Origin of the sequence: Acinetobacter sp. CIP 64.2, from assembly GCF_000369645.1 — a bacterium.
GTDB lineage: Bacteria > Pseudomonadota > Gammaproteobacteria > Pseudomonadales > Moraxellaceae > Acinetobacter.
In genome coordinates, this window is the sequence record NZ_KB850122.1 from 1789118 (window position 1) to 1813257 (window position 24140).

Annotated in this window: 20 protein-coding genes; 9 read left to right on the plus strand and 11 right to left on the minus strand. The window is 41.5% G+C overall.

What is annotated here, in order from left to right:
* Positions 1-32 precede the first annotated feature (32 nt).
* From F895_RS02735 to rlmE, 4 genes are all read right to left on the minus strand, one after another.
* On the minus strand, positions 33-791 hold the full coding sequence (locus F895_RS02735) for an SIMPL domain-containing protein (RefSeq protein WP_005243710.1): 759 nt from the start codon (positions 789-791) through the stop codon (positions 33-35).
* A gap of 96 nt (positions 792-887) precedes the next feature.
* Complete coding sequence (gene folP, locus F895_RS02730) at positions 888-1739, minus strand: dihydropteroate synthase (protein WP_005243711.1); 852 nt, start codon at positions 1737-1739, stop codon at positions 888-890.
* A 132-nt stretch (positions 1740-1871) separates the two neighbouring features.
* A complete protein-coding gene (gene ftsH / locus F895_RS02725) occupies positions 1872-3767 on the minus strand; it encodes an ATP-dependent zinc metalloprotease FtsH (protein ID WP_004651936.1) in 1896 nt (631 codons plus the stop codon).
* Between the two features lie 136 nt (positions 3768-3903).
* Positions 3904-4554, minus strand: coding sequence for a 23S rRNA (uridine(2552)-2'-O)-methyltransferase RlmE (gene rlmE / locus F895_RS02720; protein WP_005243712.1), 651 nt, complete (start codon positions 4552-4554; stop codon positions 3904-3906).
* A 229-nt stretch (positions 4555-4783) separates the two neighbouring features.
* Here rlmE and yhbY point away from each other — a divergent pair, with 229 nt between their 5' ends.
* Positions 4784-5110: a ribosome assembly RNA-binding protein YhbY gene (gene yhbY / locus F895_RS02715; protein ID WP_004774823.1), complete on the plus strand. Its 327-nt coding sequence runs from the start codon at positions 4784-4786 to the stop codon at positions 5108-5110.
* A gap of 5 nt (positions 5111-5115) precedes the next feature.
* Positions 5116-5652 carry a DOMON-like domain-containing protein gene (locus tag F895_RS02710; RefSeq protein ID WP_005243715.1) on the plus strand — a complete coding sequence of 179 codons (537 nt, stop codon included), beginning with the start codon at positions 5116-5118 and terminating at the stop codon, positions 5650-5652.
* Positions 5653-5699: 47 nt separating this feature from the next.
* On the opposite strand, the gene F895_RS02705 is transcribed toward F895_RS02710, so the two are convergent.
* Complete coding sequence (locus F895_RS02705) at positions 5700-6281, minus strand: hypothetical protein (RefSeq protein ID WP_005243716.1); 582 nt, start codon at positions 6279-6281, stop codon at positions 5700-5702.
* 359 nt (positions 6282-6640) lie between these two features.
* Here F895_RS02705 and carA point away from each other — a divergent pair, with 359 nt between their 5' ends.
* The 3 genes from carA to greA all read left to right on the plus strand — a co-directional run bounded on the left by carA (position 6641) and on the right by greA (position 11597).
* Positions 6641-7780, plus strand: coding sequence for a glutamine-hydrolyzing carbamoyl-phosphate synthase small subunit (carA, locus tag F895_RS02700; RefSeq protein ID WP_005243717.1), 1140 nt, complete (start codon positions 6641-6643; stop codon positions 7778-7780).
* Between the two features lie 14 nt (positions 7781-7794).
* Positions 7795-11028, plus strand: a complete 3234-nt coding sequence (gene carB / locus F895_RS02695; protein WP_005243726.1) for a carbamoyl-phosphate synthase large subunit — start codon at positions 7795-7797, stop codon at positions 11026-11028.
* A gap of 92 nt (positions 11029-11120) precedes the next feature.
* Positions 11121-11597 carry a transcription elongation factor GreA gene (gene greA / locus F895_RS02690; RefSeq protein WP_004651928.1) on the plus strand — a complete coding sequence of 159 codons (477 nt, stop codon included), beginning with the start codon at positions 11121-11123 and terminating at the stop codon, positions 11595-11597.
* Positions 11598-11670: 73 nt separating this feature from the next.
* On the opposite strand, the gene F895_RS02685 is transcribed toward greA, so the two are convergent.
* Positions 11671-12258 (minus strand): TetR/AcrR family transcriptional regulator, encoded by a 588-nt coding sequence (locus F895_RS02685; RefSeq protein ID WP_005243727.1) that lies wholly within the window; start codon positions 12256-12258, stop codon positions 11671-11673.
* A gap of 136 nt (positions 12259-12394) precedes the next feature.
* Between F895_RS02685 and F895_RS02680 the strand changes: the two genes are divergently transcribed.
* The 3 genes from F895_RS02680 (at position 12395) to F895_RS02670 (ending at position 14177) form a co-directional block, all read left to right on the plus strand.
* Entirely contained in the window at positions 12395-12790 is a 396-nt protein-coding gene (locus F895_RS02680; protein WP_005243730.1) for a RidA family protein, read from the plus strand.
* A gap of 91 nt (positions 12791-12881) precedes the next feature.
* Positions 12882-13505 (plus strand): CatB-related O-acetyltransferase, encoded by a 624-nt coding sequence (locus F895_RS02675; protein ID WP_005243732.1) that lies wholly within the window; start codon positions 12882-12884, stop codon positions 13503-13505.
* Positions 13506-13739: 234 nt separating this feature from the next.
* The gene (locus F895_RS02670) at positions 13740-14177 is read left to right on the plus strand and encodes a universal stress protein (RefSeq protein ID WP_005243734.1); all 438 of its coding nucleotides are present in this window, start codon (positions 13740-13742) and stop codon (positions 14175-14177) included.
* A gap of 9 nt (positions 14178-14186) precedes the next feature.
* Here F895_RS02670 and F895_RS02665 read toward each other — a convergent pair whose 3' ends face one another.
* Positions 14187-14939 (minus strand): barstar family protein, encoded by a 753-nt coding sequence (locus F895_RS02665; RefSeq protein ID WP_005243737.1) that lies wholly within the window; start codon positions 14937-14939, stop codon positions 14187-14189.
* 35 nt (positions 14940-14974) lie between these two features.
* Positions 14975-15295, minus strand: a complete 321-nt coding sequence (locus F895_RS02660; RefSeq protein WP_005243740.1) for an MGMT family protein — start codon at positions 15293-15295, stop codon at positions 14975-14977.
* Positions 15296-15385: 90 nt separating this feature from the next.
* Between F895_RS02660 and F895_RS02655 the strand changes: the two genes are divergently transcribed.
* Positions 15386-16111, plus strand: a complete 726-nt coding sequence (locus tag F895_RS02655) for a zinc metalloprotease (protein WP_005243742.1) — start codon at positions 15386-15388, stop codon at positions 16109-16111.
* Here F895_RS02655 and F895_RS02650 read toward each other — a convergent pair.
* The 3 genes from F895_RS02650 to F895_RS02640 all read right to left on the minus strand — a co-directional run.
* Entirely contained in the window at positions 16108-17829 is a 1722-nt protein-coding gene (locus F895_RS02650) for a CapA family protein (protein ID WP_005243745.1), read from the minus strand. The two genes, F895_RS02655 and F895_RS02650, sit on opposite strands and share 4 nt — an antisense overlap.
* Positions 17830-17840: 11 nt before the next feature.
* A complete protein-coding gene (locus tag F895_RS02645) occupies positions 17841-19514 on the minus strand; it encodes a glycoside hydrolase family protein (RefSeq protein ID WP_005243746.1) in 1674 nt (557 codons plus the stop codon).
* A 115-nt stretch (positions 19515-19629) separates the two neighbouring features.
* On the minus strand, positions 19630-24140 hold a 4511-nt coding region (locus F895_RS02640), incomplete at its 5' end, for a beta strand repeat-containing protein (protein ID WP_005243748.1).

Sequence of the window (24140 nt, forward strand, 5' to 3'; positions counted from 1 at the left end):
AGACGGCTTATCAATGATTTAAAGCTAAAGCTTTATTCAATCGCATAATTGATCGTCACCACCACACGGGCAATTTTGTTGATGGTGGCCTTGTCATAAGCTCCTCCATAATCACTGTCATCGTCAGAGCCACTTTCAGGCAGAATATAGAATGCCCCTTGGCTGGCTGAACGCATCATCCCGACTTTGGCTCCACCGACCTTGGCAAATTCATTTGCGCGGCTATAGGCATTCTTGGTCGCATTGGCAATTAACGACATTTTGATTTCTTCAAGATTAGACACCAGATACTCTGGCTTCTGTTCAATGGCAATTCCTTTTTCATCAAGCAAATAAGCATCACGGGCTGCCTTTTCAATTTTCTTGATATCACGACTGCTAATCACAAAAGACTGCATGGCTAAATAGCCTTTAAACTCACGATTGATGCGTCCCTCCCCCATATTCACTTCCTCATAATACGGCTGTGAACTTTTATTCCCCAATTGCATATCAGCAGCCTTAAAGCCATGTTCAACAAAAAAATGCTGCAATGCCTGCATATGCTGATCCAGTAACTGATAGGCTTGTGGAATCGTGTCAGAAGTGTGGTTGGTTTGTAATTTGATTTCCCAGCGCGCCGAGTCTGCTTGAATCGGTTTTTCAGCTAATCCTTTGACTATAATTGAGTTTTTATTGTTATTTAACTGTTTAAGCGCATAACCCATCACCGCAGCCGAGATAATAAAACCAAGACTTAGAATCAGTGCGCACAGCCATAGACTTCTATATGTAATTGTTTTAGCTTCCATTTTATTATATTACCCATCTTATCTTATAGGCTTGTTATATTGAATCTTCTTCAGCAAGTCAATAGAGCCTTAAGCGCTCTACTGACTCAGACTAGCTTAGTTATTTTGCATCATTTTCCATACTTTAATGGCATCACTGGTGGCTTTCACATCATGAGCACGAACAATACTGGCACCCTGTTGAATACTCAACAAATGTCCCATTACGCTCCCCACGGTACGTTCTTGCGCAGGTACACCATTCAATGCTTCACCAATAAAACGTTTCCGCGATAACCCAGATAGGATGGGATAGCCCATTCGATTCAACTTCCAGAATTCATTCAGTAACTGAAAATTCTGTTGTGCATTTTTAGCAAAACCAAAACCAGGATCGATAATGATATTTTCAGCTTTAACACCAACAGCAATCGCTTGATCCAGACGTTGTTGTAACTCCAAAATCACCTCTTCAGTTACATCCCGATATTGATCCAACTGGTTCATATTGGTGGGTTCACCCCGCATATGCATCAAAATTACAGGAATATCCAATTCTGCTGCTGTTTCCAACGCCTGTGGTCGTGTCAAAGCACGGACATCATTCCAGATATGCGCACCTGCCTGTACGGCTGCACGCATCACTTCTGGCTGACTGGTATCAATCGACATGATCACATCGTATCTGGACAATGCTTCAACCACAGGGACGACACGGCGGATTTCTTCTGCTAAAGCAACAGGTGATGCATTCGGACGGGTTGACTCTCCACCAATATCAATGATGCTTGCCCCATCTGCCATCATCCGCAACGCATGTTGGATAGCTTGATCTTTTTGATGATGCTGCCCACCATCACTAAATGAATCAGGTGTCACATTCAAAATCCCCATCACTTGGGGTTGTGAGAGATCTAATCTAAAACGGCCACACTGTAACTGACACGGTGCTAATGGCATCAACTGCATCAAAACGCTCCACATTGCAATGTGACTATATTAACAAGACTGCCATGTCGACGCTGATGATTTATTTTCAATTTAGAATGAAATCCAAACAAAAAAGAGCGACCGAAGTCGCTCTTTTTATCTCATCGTTGATTAGCCCATTGCTGGTAACGGCGGTGGTGTAGATGGACCATCTTTCGGTGGTTCAAATGCAGCCACTGGATTATCAGCAACATAAACTTTAGGTGGTTGAGGCTCACGACCTTCCATGATGTCACGGATTTGGTCACGATCGATTGTTTCCCAATCCATCAATGCTTTTACCATTGCATGTGCAATATCTTTGTTATTTTCCAAGATATCACGTGCAACTTTGTACTGTTCATCCAAAATACGGCGAACTTCTTCATCTACTTTTTGTTGCGTAGCTTCAGAAATGGTACGGCTACCCACATTACCGAAGAAACCGTTTTGGTTTTCATCTTCATACACCATTACACCAAGCTTATCTGACATACCATATTTGGTCACCATTGCACGCGCCATTTTAGTGGCACGTTCAAAGTCGTTAGATGCACCTGTCGACATTTGGTTGATAAAGACTTCTTCTGCAATACGACCACCAAACAAGATTGAAAGTTCATTCAACATCTTATCTTTATAGTGGCTGGTCTGATCTTGCTCAGGCAACTGCCAAGTCACACCCAATGCCCAACCGCGCGGCATAATCGTTACTTTATGCACAGGGTCAGTACCCGGTAAGATCTCAGCAACAATCGCATGGCCTGCTTCATGGTAAGCTGTCGCACGACGCTCTTCTTCACGAATCACCATCGATTTACGCTCTGGACCCATGTAAATCTTGTCTTTGGCATCTTCAAAGTCGTGCATATCTACCGTGTTTTTATTACGGCGAGCAGCGAACAATGCAGCTTCATTGACCAAGTTTGCAAGCTGCGCACCAGAGAAGCCCGGTGTACCACGTGCAAGTACTTTAAGATCTACACCTGTCACTGAAGGTAATTTCTTCAAATGCACATTCAAGATTTGCTCACGACCACGGATGTCTGGTAAACCCACCATCACCTGACGGTCAAAACGGCCTGGACGAAGCAAGGCTTTATCCAAGACATCAACACGGTTGGTCGCAGCAATAACGATGACGCCTTCATTGCCTTCAAAACCATCCATCTCAACAAGCATTTGGTTCAGAGTTTGTTCACGCTCATCATGACCACCACCTGTACCTGAACCACGATGACGACCGACTGCATCAATCTCATCAATAAAGATGATACATGGCGCATGGCGTTTAGCTTGTTCGAACATGTCACGAACACGAGAAGCACCGACACCGACAAACATTTCAACGAAGTCAGAACCCGAGATGCTAAAGAATGGAACCTTAGCTTCACCCGCAATTGCTTTCGCCAATAATGTTTTACCTGTACCTGGAGGACCAACCATCAGTACACCACGTGGAATGGTCGCACCCAGACGTTTGAATTTGGCGGGGTCTTTTAAGAAATCAACGATTTCAACCACTTCTTGTTTTGCTTCGTCACAGCCAGCGACGTCACTAAATGTTAGCTTGATTTGATCTTCAGATAACATTTTTGCTTTTGACTTACCAAAGCTCATAGGACCGTTTTTGCCACCAGCGCCACCGCCCATATTACGCATGAAGAACATGAATAATAAGATGATGAGCAATACTGGGAAACTCGCAATGAGAAGTTGCATCAAAATGCCTTGACGTTGCGGCGCTGTGCCTTCAACCACTACATTTTGTTTATTCAAGCTTGGTAGCAACTCAGTGTCTTCAACTTGAGGACGAACCGTCTCAAATGAAGAACCATTGGTTTTTTCACCATTAATATTTAAACCGTCGATTGTGACTTGTTTAATTTGCCCAGCATTCACCGCTGCAACGAAATCAGAATATTTCATCGCTGCAGGCTTATTGCGGTCACTGACGTTGCTAAAAATCAAAATCAGAACACCGAGTATGATGAGCCACAATACGGCATTCTTGAAGTAATCGCTCAAGGCTTTATTCCCATATCAATCTAATTTGATCATACCTAATCTTGGCTGACCTTCACAAAAACAGCAATGAATTTGCGTTGCAAAAAACTTAAAAGGTACAAAATGCACAATTTTTAACAACTTGGCAAGTACACTTTTATTGCAATGCCTTTTTACGACCTTGGCCAATCAAAAAAACTTCTTTCGATCGAGCACGTGATGCCGCAGGTTTGGCTGTTTTTAATACATCAAAACTATCGACCACCTGTTTTCGGAATTCATCAAATCCTGAACCCTGGAACACTTTAACAATAAACTGTCCGTTTGGCCCAAGTACTTTTTGAGCAAAATCCAAAGCCAGCTCACATAAGTAAATCTGACGTGGTTGATCAACAGCCCTATTACCTGATGTATTGGGGGCCATATCTGAAATTACAACGTCTACTTGACGTCCATTTAAAATATTTAACAATTTTTCGAAAACTTCTTCCTCTCGGAAGTCACCTTGCAGGAAGGTTACATCTGGAAGTGCGTCCATTGCCAAAATATCTGATGCAATGACCAAGCCATTGGCACCCACCAATTTACCCGCAATTTGCGACCAGCTACCTGGTGCCGCACCCAGATCAACCACGGTCATGCCGGGCTTGATCATTTTATATTTTTCTTGAATTTCAAGTAACTTATATGCCGCGCGCGCGCGATAACCTTCCTTCTGTGCTTTCTTTACAAAATGGTCATCTAAGTGCTCTCTCATCCATGCACGACTGCTTTTAGACAATTTTTGATTGGTAATGCGTGTCGCCATAACTCACTAAATTTCAAAAAACTTCTGATGCATCATTGTACGTGAAAATTACTCTCAATACAGTACGGATGTACTTCATTCACACGAACTTTTACAGATTTTTTCCGATTATTGTCATTGATGATTTCGTCAATTTTTCACATATTTGTTGCAAGTGCTATGCTCATGAATCTATCTTAGAATCGGGATGCAAGTTATACTAGGTCGTTTTCCAAATCAGGTATTTTTAATGGCGGCTTTATCTATCCATGAACGTAAGCGTTTACGTCAAATCGGTCATGCACTTAATCCAGTTGTAATGATTGGTAGCCAAGGTCTTACAGAAAACGTCATTGAAGAAACAAATCGTGCTTTAAACGATCACGAATTGATTAAAGTGAAAATTGCGGGTGAAGACCGTGATGCACGTGGCGCAGTTATTGATGCCATTGTTGAAGCAACAGGCGCTGAGTCTGTACAAAAAATTGGTAAAATTGTTTTGCTTTATAAAAAAGCAGCCAAACAGAACCAACACCTGTCTAACTTGGTTCGTTTTGCTCATTTAAGTAATAAGTAATTACGATGGCAAGTTATGAACTGTCGGCTTTTGATCGCTTTAGTGCCATTACCGTGGTTGGAGCGATTGAGCAACAAACACCAGCAAGCTTAAATGTTGGTTTTTGGGTTCGTGACCCAAATCAATTTTTGATTTACCCAGATCAAGTCACAGCGCACCCACGTCGTGACTTTTTATGGGAACAAACTTGCTATGAAATTTTTGTAGGTGTGAAAGATCAGGATTTCTATCGTGAAATCAACCTTTCCCCTTCTCAAGCTTGGCAAGTCTATCAATTTGAAGAATACCGCTTTCCTGAAGATATGCCGCCTATCGCTGCCTATGATATAGAACTCAATCATTTGCAACGTACGCATTATGGATTGAATGTCAGTTTAGATCTGTCTCAATTTATGCGTGAGCATCAACTCAAATGGGCTGACCTCTATATTGGCTTAACAGCGGTCTTGAACACGACACAAGGTCTGCATTATTTTGCAATGCAACACAGTAGCCCTCAAGCTGACTTCCATAATAAGCGCGACTGGTTACATCAGTTTTAAATAAAAAAAGCGAGAAAAATTCTCGCTTTTTTCATCGCTATGCCAAATTAGCTGGCACGAACCTTATTCCAAGCTTCAACTGCTTGTTCTTTGGTACGCTTAAAGCTACCCACTAAAGTATCTTTATGCTTTACTGAAATCTGGCTAATGTCATCTTTCAGTTCTTTGCTCACTTTAGTTAAATCTTCAATCAATGCGTTTAACTCAGTTTTCAATGCATTTTTCAATTCAAGCAAGTTGCCTTGAGAAGAATTGAGTTGGGTTTTAATCACTTCAATACGCTCTAAGATATCCTGCTTCAGTTGAGTCAATTGATTTTGAATGTTTTGGTTCAACTCTTTCGCTTCGGTCTCAATTTTCTCTTGTGTTTCAGCCAGTGCTTCTTTGACCTGACCTTGCGTTTCAGCAATTACGTCTTTTGCATGTTCCTGAGTCTCGGCAATCACTTCTTTTGCCTTTGCTGTTTTCTCTGCCACCACTTCTTTCGCTTTTGCAGTTTTTTCAGCAACGACTTCTTTTACCTCAGTCGTTTTTTCTGCAACGGCTTCTTTGGCTTTGGTCGTTTTTTCAACGACAACCTCTTTCACTTCTTCAGCAGTTGCAGCAGGTGTTGTTTGATTTGCAGCCATTTTAATTTCCCTCATTTTTGATTGTTGATTTTTCGGCTAGACATAAGATAAAACGCTCATTTGTTAAACACCTTAAAAATTGTTAGACAATTTGCATAATATCTCATCATATCGATATACGGATGATCGATTTTGCAATAGACAGCTTTGTCCGCCTCTTAAAAAAGAATTCGAGAATTCCTGACTTTAATAAATAAAACACATAGACTTTTCACCCACTCATGCGTATAATGCGCTGTTAAGTTACAAGCGAGCAGACTGGAAGGAGGGGCATGTTTTTTTAAGACGGCCTGCCTTTTTTTATGTCTACTCGCTTTTTTACAGCCCTATTTTTGTGGTCTTAGTTCAGGAGCTTTGGTTTGAGCACCCCCGCCATTTTAGCCCTCGCAGATGGAACGATCTTTAAAGGAACGTCTATCGGTGCATCGGGTAGTACGACTGGTGAAGTCGTTTTTAATACCGCCATGACTGGTTATCAAGAAATTTTGACTGACCCAAGTTACGCGCAACAACTTGTGACGCTGACTTATCCTCATATTGGAAATACTGGCTGTAATAGTGAAGACGTTGAATCAGGTCGCATCCATAAAGTATGGGCGAATGGTTTAATTATTCGTGATCTTCCTTTATTGCACAGTAACTTCCGTGCTGAACAATCATTAAGTGAGTACTTGGAACAACACAATGTTGTTGCAATCGCTGATATTGATACCCGTAAATTGACGCGTATTTTACGTGACAAAGGTGCACAAAATGGTTGCATCCTTGCTGGCGAAAATATTACAGAAGAAGAAGCTATTGCCAAGGCACGTGCATTCGGCGGTTTGAACGGTTTAGATCTTGCAAAAGAGTGCTGTGATCCGACGGGTTTCGAATGGACTGAAGGTTCTTGGACTTTGGGTCAAGGCTTTACTCAACCAGAATTTAAATTTCATGTTGTTGCATACGATTATGGTGTCAAAACCAACATCTTACGTATGCTCGCAGACCGTGGTTGTAAATTAACAGTTGTTCCTGCACAAACCCCTGCTGAAAAAGTACTCGCATTGAATCCAGATGGCGTGTTCTTGTCCAATGGTCCTGGTGACCCAGCAGCATGTGACTATGCCATTGAAGCAGTGAAAACCATTGTTGAAACCACAACATTACCTGTATTCGGTATTTGTTTAGGTCATCAAATTTTAGCGCTTGCTTCGGGTGCGAAGACCATGAAAATGAATCACGGTCACCACGGCGCCAACCATCCTGTACAAAATCTTGAGAATGGTACAGTGATGATTACTTCTCAAAACCACGGCTTTGCTGTCGATGAAACTACCTTACCTGCAAACTTAAAAGTGACACATCGTTCACTGTTTGACGGTACAAACCAAGGTATCCATCGTACGGATAAACCAGCATTCAGCTTCCAGGGTCACCCTGAAGCCAGCCCAGGTCCACATGACTGTGCTCCATTGTTCGATCATTTCATCGAACTTATTGAAGCCGCTAAGAAGTAATTAAGGAGCGAATAATGCCTAAACGTACGGATATTAAAAGCATCTTAATTATTGGTGCTGGTCCTATTGTCATTGGTCAGGCGTGTGAGTTTGACTATTCAGGTGCGCAAGCATGTAAAGCGCTTCGTGAAGAAGGTTACCGCGTTATTTTGGTGAACTCTAACCCAGCGACCATCATGACTGACCCTGCAATGGCGGATGCAACCTATATCGAGCCAATCACTTGGCAGACAGTTGCACAAATCATTGAAAAAGAGCGTCCAGATGCAGTCCTGCCAACCATGGGTGGCCAAACTGCATTGAACTGTGCCCTTGCCCTAGACGAGCACGGTGTTCTTGAAAAATATAATGTAGAACTGATTGGCGCATCAAAAGAAGCGATTGAAAAAGCAGAAGATCGTAAACTGTTTGATATCGCGATGCGTAAAATTGGTTTGGAATGTCCAAAAGCAGCCATTGCTGAAACAATGGAAGAAGCGTTGGCGATTCAAGCGGGCTTCGGTTTCCCAGTGATCATTCGTCCATCATTCACCATGGGTGGTTCTGGTGGTGGTATCGCGTATAACCGCGAAGAATTCCTTGAAATCTGTGAACGTGGTTTCGACCTCTCTCCGACACACCAATTATTGATTGATGAATCATTGATTGGTTGGAAAGAATACGAGATGGAAGTTGTTCGTGACAAAAACGACAACTGTATTATCGTCTGTGCGATCGAAAACTTCGACCCAATGGGCGTTCACACTGGTGACTCAATCACCGTTGCACCTGCTCAAACATTGACAGACAAAGAATATCAATTGATGCGTAATGCATCGGTTGCAGTTCTTCGTGAAATCGGTGTTGAAACTGGTGGTTCGAACGTTCAATTCGGTATTAACCCGAAAGACGGCCGTATGGTTGTGATCGAGATGAACCCTCGTGTATCACGCTCATCTGCACTTGCATCTAAAGCAACAGGTTTCCCAATTGCAAAAATCGCAGCGAAACTTGCGGTGGGTTATACCCTTGATGAATTGAAGAATGACATCACGGGCGGCGTAACACCAGCATCTTTCGAACCGTCGATTGACTATGTTGTCACGAAGATTCCTCGTTTTAACTTCGAAAAATTCCCGCAAGCTGAGCCAGTATTGACGACTCAGATGAAATCTGTGGGCGAAGTGATGGCAATTGGTCGTAACTTCCAAGAATCTGTACAAAAAGCACTTCGTGGTCTTGAAGTGGGTGTATGTGGCTTTGATGAAAAAGTTGAAGCGGGTACAGCCAATGCCAAAGACATCATCTTAAAAGAGCTTAAAGTGCCTGGCCCTGAGCGTATCTGGTATGTTGCCGATGCATTCCGCCACGGTTTCTCTTTAGATGACGTATTTGAAGCAACCAAAATCGACCGTTGGTTCCTGATTCAAATTGAAGACATCATCAAAACTGAAGCGCAAGTAAAAACTTTAGGCTTTGGTGACTTAAACGCTGACAATATCCGTTCGTTCAAACGCAAAGGTTTATCTGACCTGCGTATTGCCAACTTAATGGGTATTTCACAAAAACAATTCCGTAAGCATCGTTGGAACTTGGGTGTCTATCCAGTTTACAAACGTGTGGATACGTGTGCAGCCGAGTTTGAATCGGGTACTGCTTACATGTATTCAACTTATGACGAAGAATGTGAAGCAAATCCATCAAACCGTGACAAGATCATGGTGATTGGTGGTGGTCCAAACCGTATCGGTCAAGGGATCGAGTTTGACTACTGTTGTGTACACGCTGCGCTTGCAATGCGTGATGACGGTTATGAAACCATCATGGTGAACTGTAACCCTGAAACGGTTTCAACTGACTATGACACCTCTGATCGTCTCTACTTCGAGCCAGTAACACTTGAAGATGTACTTGAAATCGTACGTACCGAGAAGCCTAAAGGCGTGATCGTACAGTACGGTGGTCAAACCCCATTAAAATTGGCGCGTGCTTTGGAAGAAGCAGGTACTCCAATTATCGGTACATCTCCTGACGCAATTGACCGTGCAGAAGACCGTGAACGTTTCCAGCAAATGATTCAACGTTTACAGCTTCGCCAACCGAACAACAGCATCGTAAAATCTGCTGAAGAAGGTATTTCAGAAGCTGCGAAAGTGGGTTATCCACTGGTTGTGCGTCCATCTTATGTATTGGGTGGCCGTGCAATGGAAATCGTGTATAACGAAGATGAACTTAAACGTTACCTTCGTGAAGCAGTTCAAGCATCGAATGAAGCCCCTGTCCTGCTCGACCGTTTCCTTGACGATGCAACAGAAGTTGACGTGGACTGCGTATCTGACGGTAAAGACGTTGTGATTGGCGGGATCATGCAGCACATTGAACAAGCCGGGATTCACTCAGGTGACTCAGCATGTTCGATTCCTCCGTACTCGCTTTCACAAGAAGTACAGGACGAAATGCGTCGCCAAACTGTGGCTATGGCAAAAGAACTTGGCGTTATAGGTCTGATGAACGTTCAGTTTGCGGTTAAAGGTGACGACATTTATGTACTTGAAGTGAACCCACGTGCATCACGTACTGTTCCTTTCGTATCTAAATGTATTGGTGACTCTTTAGCAAAAGTTGCGGCGCGTTGTATGGCTGGCCAATCTTTAGCATCACAAGGTTTCACCAAAGAAATCATCCCAACACACTATGCTGTAAAAGAAGCCGTGTTCCCGTTCGCCAAGTTCCCTGGCGTAGACCCAATGCTTGGGCCTGAGATGAAATCTACAGGTGAAGTCATGGGTGTAGGTAAAACTTTTGGTGAAGCATTCTACAAAGCGGTATTAGGTTCAAATGAACGTTTACCAGGCTTGCCAACTGAAGGTGAAGTCAAACATGCATTCTTATCGGTTCGTGAATCAGATAAGAAATACATCGCTGATGTTGCGAAAAAGTTGATTGCTTATGGCTTTAAACTTGTTGCAACAAATGGTACACATCGTGTGCTCAAAGAAGCGGGTATCGAGTGTGAAGCAGTCAATAAAGTGACCGAAGGTCGCCCACATATTGTAGACCGCTTGAAAAATGGTGAAATTCATCTTATTGTCAACACAACTGAAGGCAAACAAGCTCAGTATGATTCTGCCATGATTCGTCGTGCTGCCCTCCAAGGCAAGGTGTATTACACCACGACAATTAACGGTGCAGAAGCAGTTTGCCAAGCATTTGCTGTGAAATTGCCAATGGATGTATACCGCTTGCAAGATTTACAAACTGTAGGTTAATTCTCTACCGATAAAGTCCCGTCACCTTATCGGTGGCGGGCTTTTTCTTTTTTTAATCCTGTATTTTCCCAACCAATTTAGAGGGGACCAGAATGCAACGTTATCCTATGACTCCCGAAGGCAAGGTTGCCTTAGAGAAAGAATTACAACAGCTCAAGACAGTGGATCGCCCACGTATTATCCAAGCGATTGCTGAAGCTCGTGAACACGGTGATTTAAAGGAAAATGCTGAATATCATGCTGCGCGTGAACAGCAAGGTTTCTGCGAAGGTCGTATTCAGGATATCGAAGGTAAACTGGGCGCAGTACAAGAAATTGATGTCAAAACACTTGAGCAAAATGGCCGTGTGGTCTTTGGTGTGACCGTAACCATTGAAAATCTGGATACGGAAGAACGTAAGACTTATAAAATTGTCGGTGATGATGAAGCAGATTTTAAAATCAATAAAATCTCAGTGAATTCACCGATTGCACGTGGTCTTTTAGGTAAAAATGAAGGCGACGAAGCGAAAATTCAAACACCGCAAGGTGAAGTTGAATACGAAATCGTAAGTGTGGAATATATTTAATATTCTATATGCAATTAACCCCTCACTTTGAGGGGTTTTTTATATTTCAGATATTAGATAAAACATAATTTAGCTATATATTTTTCAAAAAACCTGATGCGAAAATTTGAAAAGCATTTAAGGCTTCGGGGAGTAACTGTTCAGGATTTTCACTAGAGGCTACCCATAATGCAGCATTCATGGCAGCGCCATTTAAAAATACTGCTGCTGCTTCTGGGTCTATCATTTTAATTCGATTTGCTGCCAAAAGTTGCTCAATACACTCACGTGTAGACTGCAGACATCTGCTTTGACTTGGCCAATGCGCTGGATCACCCAACACTGCAGGTCCATCACGTAACACAATACGCTGAAACTCAGGATTTAAAGCATTTTTAATATAAGTCTGCCCTTCAAGTAATAATCCTTCCCAGAGGTCATCTGGCTGCTCCAGATGCTGCTGAGCAAATTCAGCCATCTGTGAGTCAATCTGATCAACAACTGCGGCAAATAAACCACGCTTATCACCAAAATGATGGTAGAGCGCCCCACGAGTTAGCCCTGCTTCTGCTGTGAGTTTATCCATTGAAGTATCGGCATAGCCATATTTAGCAAATGCTCGGCGTGCTACTTCAATCAGCTTTATACGAGTTTCCGCCATCTTTCGTTCACGAACAGACATGTATTTCACCAGTTGATCATCACAAAAATTTTAATTGACATACGCCTCGTATGTCAATTATATTTACATACGAGGCGTATGTGAAAGTTAAATGATTTTTACTGATTGCTAATTTAAATATTGAAGGAGAACAGACATGACGAGAATTGCAATATTTCCCCAAGACCGCCATGCTTTATATGAACAACATGGTTATTCAGCTGCAATTCAATCGAAAGATTTACTCTTTGTTTCAGGGCAAGTGGGTAGCCGTAAAGATGGCTCGCCTGAACCCGATTTCGAGCAACAGGTAGAACAAGCTTTCAAAAATTTAGCAGCGACATTAGCAGCGGCTGGCTGCACTTTCGATGATATTGTTGATGTCACTACTTTTCATACAGATCCTGAACAACAATTCGATAAAATCATGAAAGTTAAAAATCAGATCTTTACACAAAAGCCTTATCCCAACTGGACTGCTATTGGCGTGACTTGGCTGGCAGGTTTTGACTTTGAGATTAAAGTCATTGCGCGTATTCCTCCCAATACTTAGCCGTCAGCTCACAGGCTGAATTGAGATTATTGGTTCAGCTTGAATTACAATTCGGTATAATGGCGAATTCCCTATTTTTTATATCTCCTTTATGGCCGAACAGTTAATCAACTCCCCTGTTAAACATTGGTGTGAGTTCGAGTTTATTGCAAAAACGGTGAAAAATCCGAATATCCATATCAAAGGCAATTATTCTTATTATTCGGCTTATTGGGATCAAGGTTTTGAGCGCTGTGTGGTGCGCTATCTGCATGACAAGGCAGCTACGCCTGAGAAGCCCATTGACCAACTACATATTGGCAACTTTGTCTGCTTTGGGGCTGAATGCGTGATTATGATGGGTGGTAATCAATTGCATCGCCCTGACTGGATCTCAACTTTCCCATTTGATACACGTAGCTTTCAGACTGCAGGTGATACGGTGATTGCCGATGGTTGCTGGATTGGTAGCCGTGCCATGATCATGCAAGGGGTCAAATTGGGTGAAGGTGCGGTGGTTGCAACAGGTGCTGTGGTCACGCAAGATGTACCGCCTTATGCGATTGTCGGTGGTGTCCCTGCCAAAGTGATTAGATACCGTTTTTCTGAACAAGATATTAAAAAACTGCTTTCCCTGAAGCTTTATGACTTAGATGAAAAGCAGATTTTAAAGATGCGTGAACAATTGCAGACTGATGATGTGGATGCACTGATTCAATTCTTTGAGCGTAATTAAGACCGCTTTTATAGATAAATTATGGTGATACATGTCTTTTATTTTCATGGAAATTTCATCTATTCTTGAATCCATCCAAACTTAACCATAATGCTATAAATAATAACTATCCCTATAAAAATGCTAGGTTTTATTCTCATCCTAACAGGTTTAGAATAGAACCATAGCTTATATATTAATCAAATTTTATTGACTGAATTCAACGTAAAATCATAAATATAAGGAGTATCCAACATGGCTTATCAAAAAATCTTAGTGGCAATTGACGACTCTGAAATTGCTGCGAATGTCATTCGTGAAGCAGCTCAGTTGGCGAAAGCCCTAGACAGTGAACTCACGGTGGTTGAAGTGATGACTTTAGATCCTTATCTTGCAGATGCCTATATTCGTATGGGGCAAAGCAATGATTTAATAGAAAGAGTCCGAAGTTATGCTCAAGACAATCTCAGCAAAGCTGAAAAAAAGTTTGAAGAGCATGGTTTGACGGTTGCAACGCAAGTTCTGGAAGGGTTTTCAGTGCATCAAGAAATTATTGGGGCAGCACAGAACCTAGGCGCAGACTTGATCATTATGGGCTCGCATGGGCGCACAGGCTTTAAACAGTTTGTGCTCGGTAGTGTAGCGCAGAAAGTTTTAGCAGAAAGTCATATTCCCGTATTGATTGTACGTTGATAAGTACAGTCAGCAAATTTGCAAATCGGCATTTTGAGACAATAGATCAATAAAGTACTGAATATCATCTTGGTTAAATTTTTGTTTTGAGTATTCAAAATTTTTCCATACGATGCGTAAAGGATACTGAATTGGTCTAATCTCATCAGTCAAACAATCTCTTAATGCCATAGAATTACACCCCATATAACCTAATACCCCACAAACTTCTTCGCCAATATAGCAATATAAATCTAATTCAGATTCTATATACGCCCCATCCAAAATAATTTCTTTAACAATACGATCATCCTTTTGCACTAGTTGAGCTCTCAGATAACTAACATCCAACCAGCACTTCTTATCAAAATCACTGAGAGCAAACCAATATTTTTGACCACATTCACCCTTTAAATATTTATAAATCAGCTCTTTTCTCTTAAAGAATTCATTTAACTCCAATTCTGCGTCCTCCTCCCCATCAAAAGAATAGAAAATAACTAAATCATTATTTTGATATGCAAAATCGAAGCAAAAATATATTTGATCACTCATCTTTTCATGGAGGTTCTTTTGATGACAGCTTAAATAGAGTCCAAAGAGATAATCTTTTTTTGTTCTAGTGAATAATTTCAACGCGTCCATTTCAGTAATTATCTGAGGATTGAGACAATTATGAAAAATAATTTTTTCTTGGTCATATTGATATTGATCTACATTTAAACCATAAAGTACGGTATCTAATTCATTTTCATAGTCATGTTTTATAAATTCAATTTTCATTTATGTTTCACTGATAAAATGAGCTAATTTAAAAGTTAAGGCTGCCAAGCAAAGATTTTTAAACTGACCTTGCCATTTAATAAATACACCCCTTCCTGCTCTAACAAATTCTGCTGAACATTTTCACCTTTCTCATTGATTCGGGTCACACTGATCTTGCCTTGCGAATTAATCACACGATACCAGGGAATCTCACTGTCTTTGTCTAAATGCTTAAGTACATAACCGACTAAACGTGGATGTTTAGGCAAACCAGCCAGCTTGGCAATTTGCCCATAACTTGCCACTTTTCCATAAGGAATCAAGGCAATCACTTCTAAAATTTGTCGATGTAGTTCATTGGTATCTCGCACCATACAAGCTCCAAAAATCTGCTAAGATGATCAAAATCATGCGAAAAGCTAGCTTTACAACAATTAAAACACAACAACTTGAGAGAATAAAAAATGCGATTAAAAATCACAGCGCTAAGCTTATTATTCTTGATCATCGGTACATCTTGTACAACTCAAAATTCAACCGTAAAAACGTCCCGTTCTCAATATCCTCAAGAAAGACGTGATTTACCTGTGGTTAATGTCAGCTTTATTGTGACCAGCAATCGCCCTGAAGTTCAAGCCTTAGATAACAAAGTGCAGATGAATAAAGAATTGGCCATTCTGAATCAATATTTTGTCGATGAAAATAATCATAAAATCTTTACGTTTAAAATCCACCATTACTATTCATTCCAAGAGTTTAGTAAACGTAAATGTGATCTCGCCAACCAGTTAAGTCAATCAAAAGTAATCATTCCCGCAAAACTACCAAGTGCGGTTAACGCTTGTTTTCCTCGCAGGAAAAGTAAAGAAGTTTTATTTATTATTTACGATGCTTATAGTGAAAAACTCAAAGATGCCGATATCACCAGTTGGGGATTTCGCAATCAAGGGCAACCCTTTATCCTGATTGACTGGAAAAGACTCAATTATCAAACCCAAGCAGCCAGTATTCATGAAATGGGGCATGCCTTTGGCCTCGGCCATGTATGTTCTCCTAAAGCCACCAAAACAACACCAACCAATATCATGAGCAGTTATGACTGCCATTTAGGTAGTGGCGGTCTGCGTAATCTTGGCTTTACAACAAAACAGGTCAATACCATGCTCAATAATTACCAGCAATATCCTTAAAAACTGAATTGAATATAAGTACCCAAATGATCTTGCCCCACACTGTAGTGAGTTGGGTCTAACTGACAAGTCAATAATGCTCTGGCTTGTTGAAACTGTTCCTGATCAACGATACGTGGTTGCCAAAAGGTTTTGCGGTTATGTGTATAAATCGGATACAGCTTTAACTGCCACTCCATGACGTTGATTCGAACAATGGCTCCATAGGGTAAAGCCTGATATTTCTCAAAATCACCATTGCTATTAAATACACCATTCCCTATTCCAAAAATAACAGGTTTTTGATTGATTGATTGAATCGGTTGAAGGGTATGTGCACCATGTCCAATCACCATATCTACCCCGATCTGTGTCAGCACATTTGCCAGTTTCTTTTGCTCAGGATGGATAGGTCTGAAATCAACACCCCAATGACAAATCACCATGATCTTGTGCTCTGGATGTGCTAAACGATATTGCATAATCTGTTCAAATAAAACGGCATTAATACATGCCACCCCAGCACTATGACCCAGTGCATAAAAATCGTAATCTTGATAGGCCGTTTGCCGATGCCAATAGCCATTAAAAATAGCCAAACATTGCCCTGCATTATTGATGATTTCTAGACATTGATGAGCTTGTTGTTGATCATTGCCCGCTCCAATAAAATCAATATTGGCAAGCTCTAACTGGGTTAAAGTGTGTTTTAGGCTTGCGTCGCCATAGTCTTTGAGATGGTTATTACCCAAACACAGCGTATTGAGATGAATATGTTTAAATTCGTCTAAAGTTTCCTGCGCTTTTGCCCCCAAAATATAGTCTTTTTTTCCCAATAAAACAGAATGTTCATCGAGATTAAAAACAGCTTCTAAATTGGCGATATTAATATCATCTGCGCCAAAGAATGGTTTGATCGCTTCAAAAGAGTGACCGTAACCATAGCGTTGTAAGGCATCGTCAATGCCTTTATTTTTTCTTTTAGCTGTATAAAACTCACCGAAATAAGTATCACCAATAATATTGATCCATTCTGTCTTGGCTTGGCGCTGCTTGGTGGGTAACCGACCTTGTTGGAAATAATGATAATACGGAGCTAAATGATCAATACGATGTAACTGATCTAATAACTGGAAAATACCAAGTGTCTGATTGTGATGGAGGTAAGAAAAGTAATAATCTTGCTTTTGATCAGTGAGATAAAGAATTGCATCAAGTGCCTTACACGTCATTAAGGAACTGGTGGCTGCAATATCCAGATCATTTAGATTCAGTGATTTAACAAAAACTTGTTGTAACAACACCCTTGGCATACTAAATATTGCCTGAGCCAAACAGTATAAGTTTTTAAGGCTATTTTTATCGCCAATGTGCAAATCAAATTTTCTGGCTTTTTCTGTAAGCTTCATCCGCATCTTGGCTAAATTACGAAATAGCTGAAAACCAAGAACCTGTTGGATGTTTTGAGTTGGATTAAAAGTCAGCAATTGCAATGAGGCTAGAACAGTATAGCGTTGTTGCAAGATCAAATCGGAGAGATCAGCCTGTTCGGTATGTAGTGCATGGTCTGTAGTAAGCAGCTCTTGAAGTTGCAGCTTTCCATCGATCACTCGTTCTAAAGCCTCGAGTAATAGCAGCCAATATGAACAATCCCCTGCAATTTCTGTCTGCCAAACCGGATGTTGAAAATCTTCATGCCCCATCTGACTCATAATTTTTATTTCTTGAGGTGTATTCATTTAGTTCACCCTCAAGCTTCGGTTTCAAAATACTGTACATAAGCAACATAGCCTGAAAGATTATGTTCTTGGTCATCGATACGTACACGAAAACGATCATGCCGGACATAAAAAGCATTCAGTATTTTATCTGGGCGCGCCATATACATCGCCACTTCAGGATAGAAAAAACCGGTGCGCTGGAATTCAGTTCGAAACTCAATCATCTTTTTTAATTCATCGAATCGTGCTTTGACAGACAACTCCTGTAAACCTAAATCCCGCATGCGCTGCACCATTTGATAAGCAGCCATCATCATTTCAAGTAAGGTTGCATAAGCTGTTTTACGATTTCGAATAAACATCATATGTTTTAAATAATTATTCATGCCAAATTGAAAATATTTTTCCTCTGGGCAAATTTTTGTCAGCTCATTACTGCAGTAGCTCAGCCAATGGTCATGATAACGGTCATATTTTTTTTCAATAAATCGTTCAAACATGCATTTGACGGTTTCAAGTAGTTTTTCATCTGCATCAAGCTGATAGAGACGCAATAAAGCCAAGGCTGCTTCACCATCATAGTAAATGATGCGGAATTTTTCTTTGATGTCATAGCTTGGATAATGCAATACATGCGTAGTTTCACCAGCTTCATTGATCATCGACAGGATGCCATTGGCCAAGGCTTGGGCATCCCCAAGATAGTGATCATCTGCTGTGATTTCCTGATATTTGGTCAGCATCAAAATTGCCGCAGCATTGGCTCCCAATTTAATTTCATCCAACTGTCCCTGCTCTGTTCCATCGAGCATATAGGCCAAACCTGCCTGTTTTTCGATATAAAAATGCTGTAAGGCATAATCGATTGCAGAGCGAATTTTTTCTATCAGCATTGGGTATGAATGAAGCACTAACGTCTCAATAAGTGCATAAACCGAAGTACAGTGCCGAACTGTGTTGTAACTACGAATTTCACGATCATAGGCAGGGAAAAAACCATAGTTGAATTTGCCGTCCTGCTGGATTTGTTGAAAGAGAAACTGCGCATTTGTTTCAATCATTTTTTTAAAATGATGTTTTTTGGGTTCAAGCAAGCAACGCACACCATTTTCAGTGAACTGACTTTGCAATGGAATCAGTTGCCCCTGTTCATACATCACCGCATAGGTATCGAAGGTCCATAGCTGCCGAATCTCTTTTATTTTTATAGTGTGATGCTGATCTGGATATTTTCTTAAAATACTGCTATTTAAATTTTTCTCATCAATAAAATTTGGTGTGCTATAGCTGAGTGCCCGAATAATTGCCTTACCATAGAGCTCTTGCTCCAAAAAGCAGATCTTAAAGTCTGCATCCAAACTCATCCCTTTACGATAATGATTATTATGGAATTGGTTTTTTAACGTTTGTTCGATGTGCTGCCATTGTTCGACTTGGATATTAAAGGCTACGTCAATTTTAACAAATGTGCTGAGCGCTTCAGCCGATGAAAATTGCTGCTCTAGAAAATCAAATAATTGTTGCTGTGTATCAGAAAAATCGGAGCAGGATGAATTCCAAACTTGGCAACGTTGTGTCTGTTCACCAAAGGAGCAGAAAATAGCAGTTTTAGACACATCAATATGAGACCGAAGCGGTTGAAAGAATTGCTCACTGAGTTGCTGTTTTAATTGCTCAAATGCTGAAATCGTTGTAATGCTCATATCTTCAGTTTTTAGAATTTTTTAAGTCTTTTAAATAAGATACCACATATTTTGATCATCTTCTCAAAATCAAAAAGAGAGCCCGAAGGCTCTCTTTTTGAGTTAAGGATTTGGATTAGTAAATGATTTGACCATTGTTGAGTAAATCATTGAGTGTCAATGATGCTGTCGGATGATCTAAATGCAGCGTCAACAATTGAGTACTTGTATAAGTTCCGCCCAGACCATCACGATCCACACTAATGGTCGCACTTTGAGTCGTCGCATCGTAGCTTACTGATACATACGAACCAATGGTGAGACTATTTGGAGTACCAATTAATAAGTTGCTGATGTCAATCTTGTCAGCCTGATCATCCGTAGTGACATTACCGAGATGGAAATCTGTCCAAGTATCCACGCCACCGGCTGTTGTATTACCACCTGTTGCGCTAACCACACCCGCAGCCGTTAAAGTATTGTAAATCAAGGTGTCAGAGCCATTACCGAGTGTGAAGGTATCATTTGCAGCAGTACTGACGGCTAGACTGTTCAACTCTTGACTCAAATGAATTGTTAAAGTGCTCGTTGACTCGGCACCTGTAACAGATACAAGTTTATAGTTAATCGTATCAATGGTTGCATTCGCTGCGCTATCAAAAGCTTTGTAGTAATACGAACCATCATGGTTGAGATACAATGTCCCTTCACCCGTATTAATCGCCTGACCTGCCGCAATCTGATAATTGCCTGGTGATACTTCAACAAACAATTGAGAAGCAGTTGTCGTATCTGCGACACCACCAGCAGTATCACCCAACAGGATATTGCCGTGAATCCAGTCGCTTAAACCATCTGGTGTATAGCTGTCCAAATGCGTTGTTTTGGTTGTTACCACAGAGTCAAGCGTCACAGCACCAATTGGAAGCAGACTTGATAGACTGAAGACCACTCTATAAGTACCTTCAGACAAGTGATTAACATCCGCTGAATAAGCTGGAGCACCTAAAATACCAGCTAGCGCTGTCGCAGATCCCGTATAAACAGTGTTGACCCATGTACCACCAACCAGTTGCTGAATGGTATAACCAGCAGTTGGTAACACCGAAAGACTCAATGATGTCGTGTAATTCAATTGTACATGCACATCATTAACCGTATTTGCAGCAATCACAAATTGGTTAGATGTTACAGTACTACTCAACACAGGAAGCGGTGGGAAACCTGCCAAATTACCGATAGTGACATTACCGCTTGGTACATCTACTGCCGCATCCACCACAGGTTTCATACTGATTGTTGCATCATTCGAATCCGCGTTGGCAACTGGAGCAGGAATAACAGCATCTGCACCTGGATTTGCGATATTCCAGTTGAGATTCACATCCGGCGAACCAATTTGGATATGCAATGTCGCAGTATCAGTTTTACCTGTTACAGGATCAGTGACCGTATAAGTGAAGCTGTCCACTTTACCAATGTTCAAGGTATTTGCTGCTGCTTGGTAACTATAACTACCGTCCGCATTAATGGTCAAAGTACCGTATGCGCCAACAATCGTTGTTGCTGTACCTGCGATGACACCAGCTACATTACCATTTTCAGATGTGACAGCAGTCACAACCGTCGTGGTTGTAATATAGTCTGGCTTATAATTCGAACCATAACCTGCCGAATTATCATCAGAAAGAACATTACCCGTAATTGGGTTTACAACCAAGGTAGGTACTTGAGTAATATCACCATTATTCAAAGTAATACCAGCCGTAACACTACCAAGCGCAGTAAGCAGTGTATTGCTCTCCATAAATAACTCATATGTACCTGCACTTAAGTTATCCACTTTGAACTTCACTTCAGAACCGAAGATACCCAGCAAATCAAGTATGCCAGCATTCGAGCTATCTGCAATTACCGTACGCGTACCGTCTGGATTGACTCGGGTTAATACCACATGTAAACCATCAACCACCGTTGCAACTGAGCCAAAGTTCACTGCAAAAATTGCTTCCGTAATATGACCAGGAGCAACCGTGAATTGCGCTGTACCTTGTTTAGTACCAATCACAATGCCACCAACACCAAGTAACCAGTTATAGCTAATCGCGTTCGCAATGACTTGTGTCGTCGTTGGATAAACGAGATCAATCGCAGCAGAAGCAACGTTATCCATTGCATCCACAGGGACTGGACCTGTAATGACTGCTGGTTGTGATGGATCGTTAGCATTCCAAGTCATGTCCACATTATTACTATCCAAGTGAACATAGAGAATCGCTTGTGAAGTATTGCCCGTAGCTGGATCCAGTAAGGTATACGTAAACTGGTCAACCTTACCGAGATTCAATCCATTCGCATTTGGTGTATAGGTGTAATTACCGTGTTGATCAATCACTAAGGTACCGTAAGTACCTGTAATTGTTGTTGTCCCTGTTGCAGCTACAGCATTGCCATTTACTACTGAGATGACAGCATTATTGCTTGCTGCATCCACTGCTCCGTTTAGACCTGCGTCTTTAATCACGTTGCCAGAGATCGGATCCACTGAGTATCCAGCTACAACATATGGGTTATAAACATCCATTGTACCTGTTAATGTTCCACCTAGACCGACACCCAGCAATCCGCCATAACCGATAAAGGCACGATATTGACCAGTGGCTAAACCATCAACCACAGCCGTTGCCACGCCTCCAATCAACGATAGGTTAACCAAAGTGGCTTGTGGGTTTGTTCCACCAACAGAAACCCATTGTTGTGTTGTTGCATCATATTTTTGAATAACAAGTGAATAATCACTTAATACATTCGCAGTGAGTAAACCACTGAACGTAAATGTTGCTGAACTTTCTCGATCAGCATCTACGTTAAATGCAATCGTTGAGTTACCTAACAGTTGTAAATTCAAGCCGAGTAGCGAAACTGCTGCCACATAACTTGCACTACCAAGCGCAACATCATTCGCAACAAGTAATGACTCTGGATTAATTTCAGCCACTGCAAGGTTATCTGCAGCTTTCACAGAACTTAATTGGATATTCAGTGCTGCTTGAGCCGTATCGCCAGAAGCAGTGTCTTTTAAGGTATACACAAAGTGATCTACCTGTCCAAGCCCTGCTGCATTTGCATTAGGTGTATACGTATATGAACCATTCAAATTGATCACTAAAGTACCATAAGTACCCGCAATCACCGTACCATCTGCAAGAACAGGATGGCCATTCACTGCATTAATCACTGTTGTTGGTGTTACAACATCAACCTGACCGCCTGCATTGGTATCAAGAATCACATTACCCGTCGCATTTTCGGTAAAGAATCCACCAATTTGCGTCGTATCATAGATATCCATAGTCCCGGTTAAAGTACCGAGTAAACCAACACCTGCAATACCAGTATAGGTCATAAACGCACGATATTGACCCTGTTCCAACCCATCGATAACGATACCTGGTGTAGAACCCAATAAAGTTAGTTTCAGAATATCTGCTTGACCGCCACCATAAACCGAAGTCCATTGACCAGTCGCTGTATCCAGTTTCTGTAAAACAAGCGAGTAGTTTGATAACGCATTCACACCGATTAAAGCACTATAAGTGAATGTCGCATTCCCTTCTTGATTCGCTGCAACGGTAAAACCAACGCCATCAGAGCCGAGTTGTAAATTAAGGCCTAATAGTGAAACAAGCGCTAAGTAGGTTTTACTGCCCAACGCTGCATCATCTGCAATCAATAATGGTTCTGGTGCAAGAACTGCGGTAGCAGTATTGTCATAGGCAATGATCGTTGTGTTTGTAAGGGTATAGCTTTGTGAACCTTGAATGCTACTACTATTCCCTGCTGCATCAGTAAATGTTGCTTTTGCCTGAATTGTCAGATCTGTATCAGCTGCAAGTTCAGTACCAGGGACAATGGCCGTCCATGTATGTGTCACAGGATTAACCACTGCTGAGTAATCTATACCATTCACATTCACTTGAATCGTGGTGGTTACCGCATCTGCTGGAATGGTTAATGTACCTGAGATTGAGACTGGGCCAGATACTTCTAACGGATTAAGAACATTATCGCCAGTAATTGGATTAATTGCGATTGCAGCAGTACTAATATCCGGAGGCGTCGTATCCACCGTGATCGTAACATCTGTTGTGTTATCGACATTACCATATGCATCCACTGCTTGTGCATGAATAACCAAGGAGCCATCGCCAGCCACTGCAACTGCTGCAGTGATGTACCCATTGAGTAAATCTGCTGCTGTCACGGTGTGGTTGTTTCCATTCACAGTCACAACAGTGCCTACAACTGCATTTGGTCCTAAAGCAACACGGGCATTGAAGCTAGCATCATTGCCTAATTCCGTGGCGTTCAGGATACCATCGCCATTTAAGTCATCTGGTACTGTGATCGCACCAATCAAATCAGCTGGAGTCGCAACTGTTTCTGTACCTGGTAAGGATACATTCCCTGCCGCATCTGTTGCTGTCGCAGTCACCGCCTCACCATTCAACAAGCCACCCGGGTTCGGTACACTCCACACCCCAGTTACTGGGTCTGCAGTCACCTGTTCGGTACTGCCATTCGGGAAGGTCACTTTCACCGTTGAACCTGGTTCTGCTGTACCGGTAATCGGATCAACTGCATTGA

What these genes read in the sequence shown, in the direction of transcription:
- F895_RS02735 (WP_005243710.1), bottom strand. Translation starts at nt 791, where the DNA reads ATGGAAGCTAAAACAATTACATATAGAAGTCTATGGCTGTGCGCACTG.
- folP (WP_005243711.1), bottom strand. Translation starts at nt 1,739, where the DNA reads ATGCAGTTGATGCCATTAGCACCGTGTCAGTTACAGTGTGGCCGTTTT.
- rlmE (WP_005243712.1), bottom strand. Translation starts at nt 4,554, where the DNA reads ATGGCGACACGCATTACCAATCAAAAATTGTCTAAAAGCAGTCGTGCA.
- yhbY (WP_004774823.1), top strand. Translation starts at nt 4,784, where the DNA reads ATGGCGGCTTTATCTATCCATGAACGTAAGCGTTTACGTCAAATCGGT.
- F895_RS02710 (WP_005243715.1), top strand. Translation starts at nt 5,116, where the DNA reads ATGGCAAGTTATGAACTGTCGGCTTTTGATCGCTTTAGTGCCATTACC.
- F895_RS02705 (WP_005243716.1), bottom strand. Translation starts at nt 6,281, where the DNA reads ATGGCTGCAAATCAAACAACACCTGCTGCAACTGCTGAAGAAGTGAAA.
- carB (WP_005243726.1), top strand. Translation starts at nt 7,795, where the DNA reads ATGCCTAAACGTACGGATATTAAAAGCATCTTAATTATTGGTGCTGGT.
- greA (WP_004651928.1), top strand. Translation starts at nt 11,121, where the DNA reads ATGCAACGTTATCCTATGACTCCCGAAGGCAAGGTTGCCTTAGAGAAA.
- F895_RS02685 (WP_005243727.1), bottom strand. Translation starts at nt 12,258, where the DNA reads ATGTCTGTTCGTGAACGAAAGATGGCGGAAACTCGTATAAAGCTGATT.
- F895_RS02680 (WP_005243730.1), top strand. Translation starts at nt 12,395, where the DNA reads ATGACGAGAATTGCAATATTTCCCCAAGACCGCCATGCTTTATATGAA.
- F895_RS02675 (WP_005243732.1), top strand. Translation starts at nt 12,882, where the DNA reads ATGGCCGAACAGTTAATCAACTCCCCTGTTAAACATTGGTGTGAGTTC.
- F895_RS02670 (WP_005243734.1), top strand. Translation starts at nt 13,740, where the DNA reads ATGGCTTATCAAAAAATCTTAGTGGCAATTGACGACTCTGAAATTGCT.
- F895_RS02665 (WP_005243737.1), bottom strand. Translation starts at nt 14,939, where the DNA reads ATGAAAATTGAATTTATAAAACATGACTATGAAAATGAATTAGATACC.
- F895_RS02660 (WP_005243740.1), bottom strand. Translation starts at nt 15,295, where the DNA reads ATGGTGCGAGATACCAATGAACTACATCGACAAATTTTAGAAGTGATT.
- F895_RS02655 (WP_005243742.1), top strand. Translation starts at nt 15,386, where the DNA reads ATGCGATTAAAAATCACAGCGCTAAGCTTATTATTCTTGATCATCGGT.
- F895_RS02650 (WP_005243745.1), bottom strand. Translation starts at nt 17,829, where the DNA reads ATGAATACACCTCAAGAAATAAAAATTATGAGTCAGATGGGGCATGAA.
- F895_RS02645 (WP_005243746.1), bottom strand. Translation starts at nt 19,514, where the DNA reads ATGAGCATTACAACGATTTCAGCATTTGAGCAATTAAAACAGCAACTC.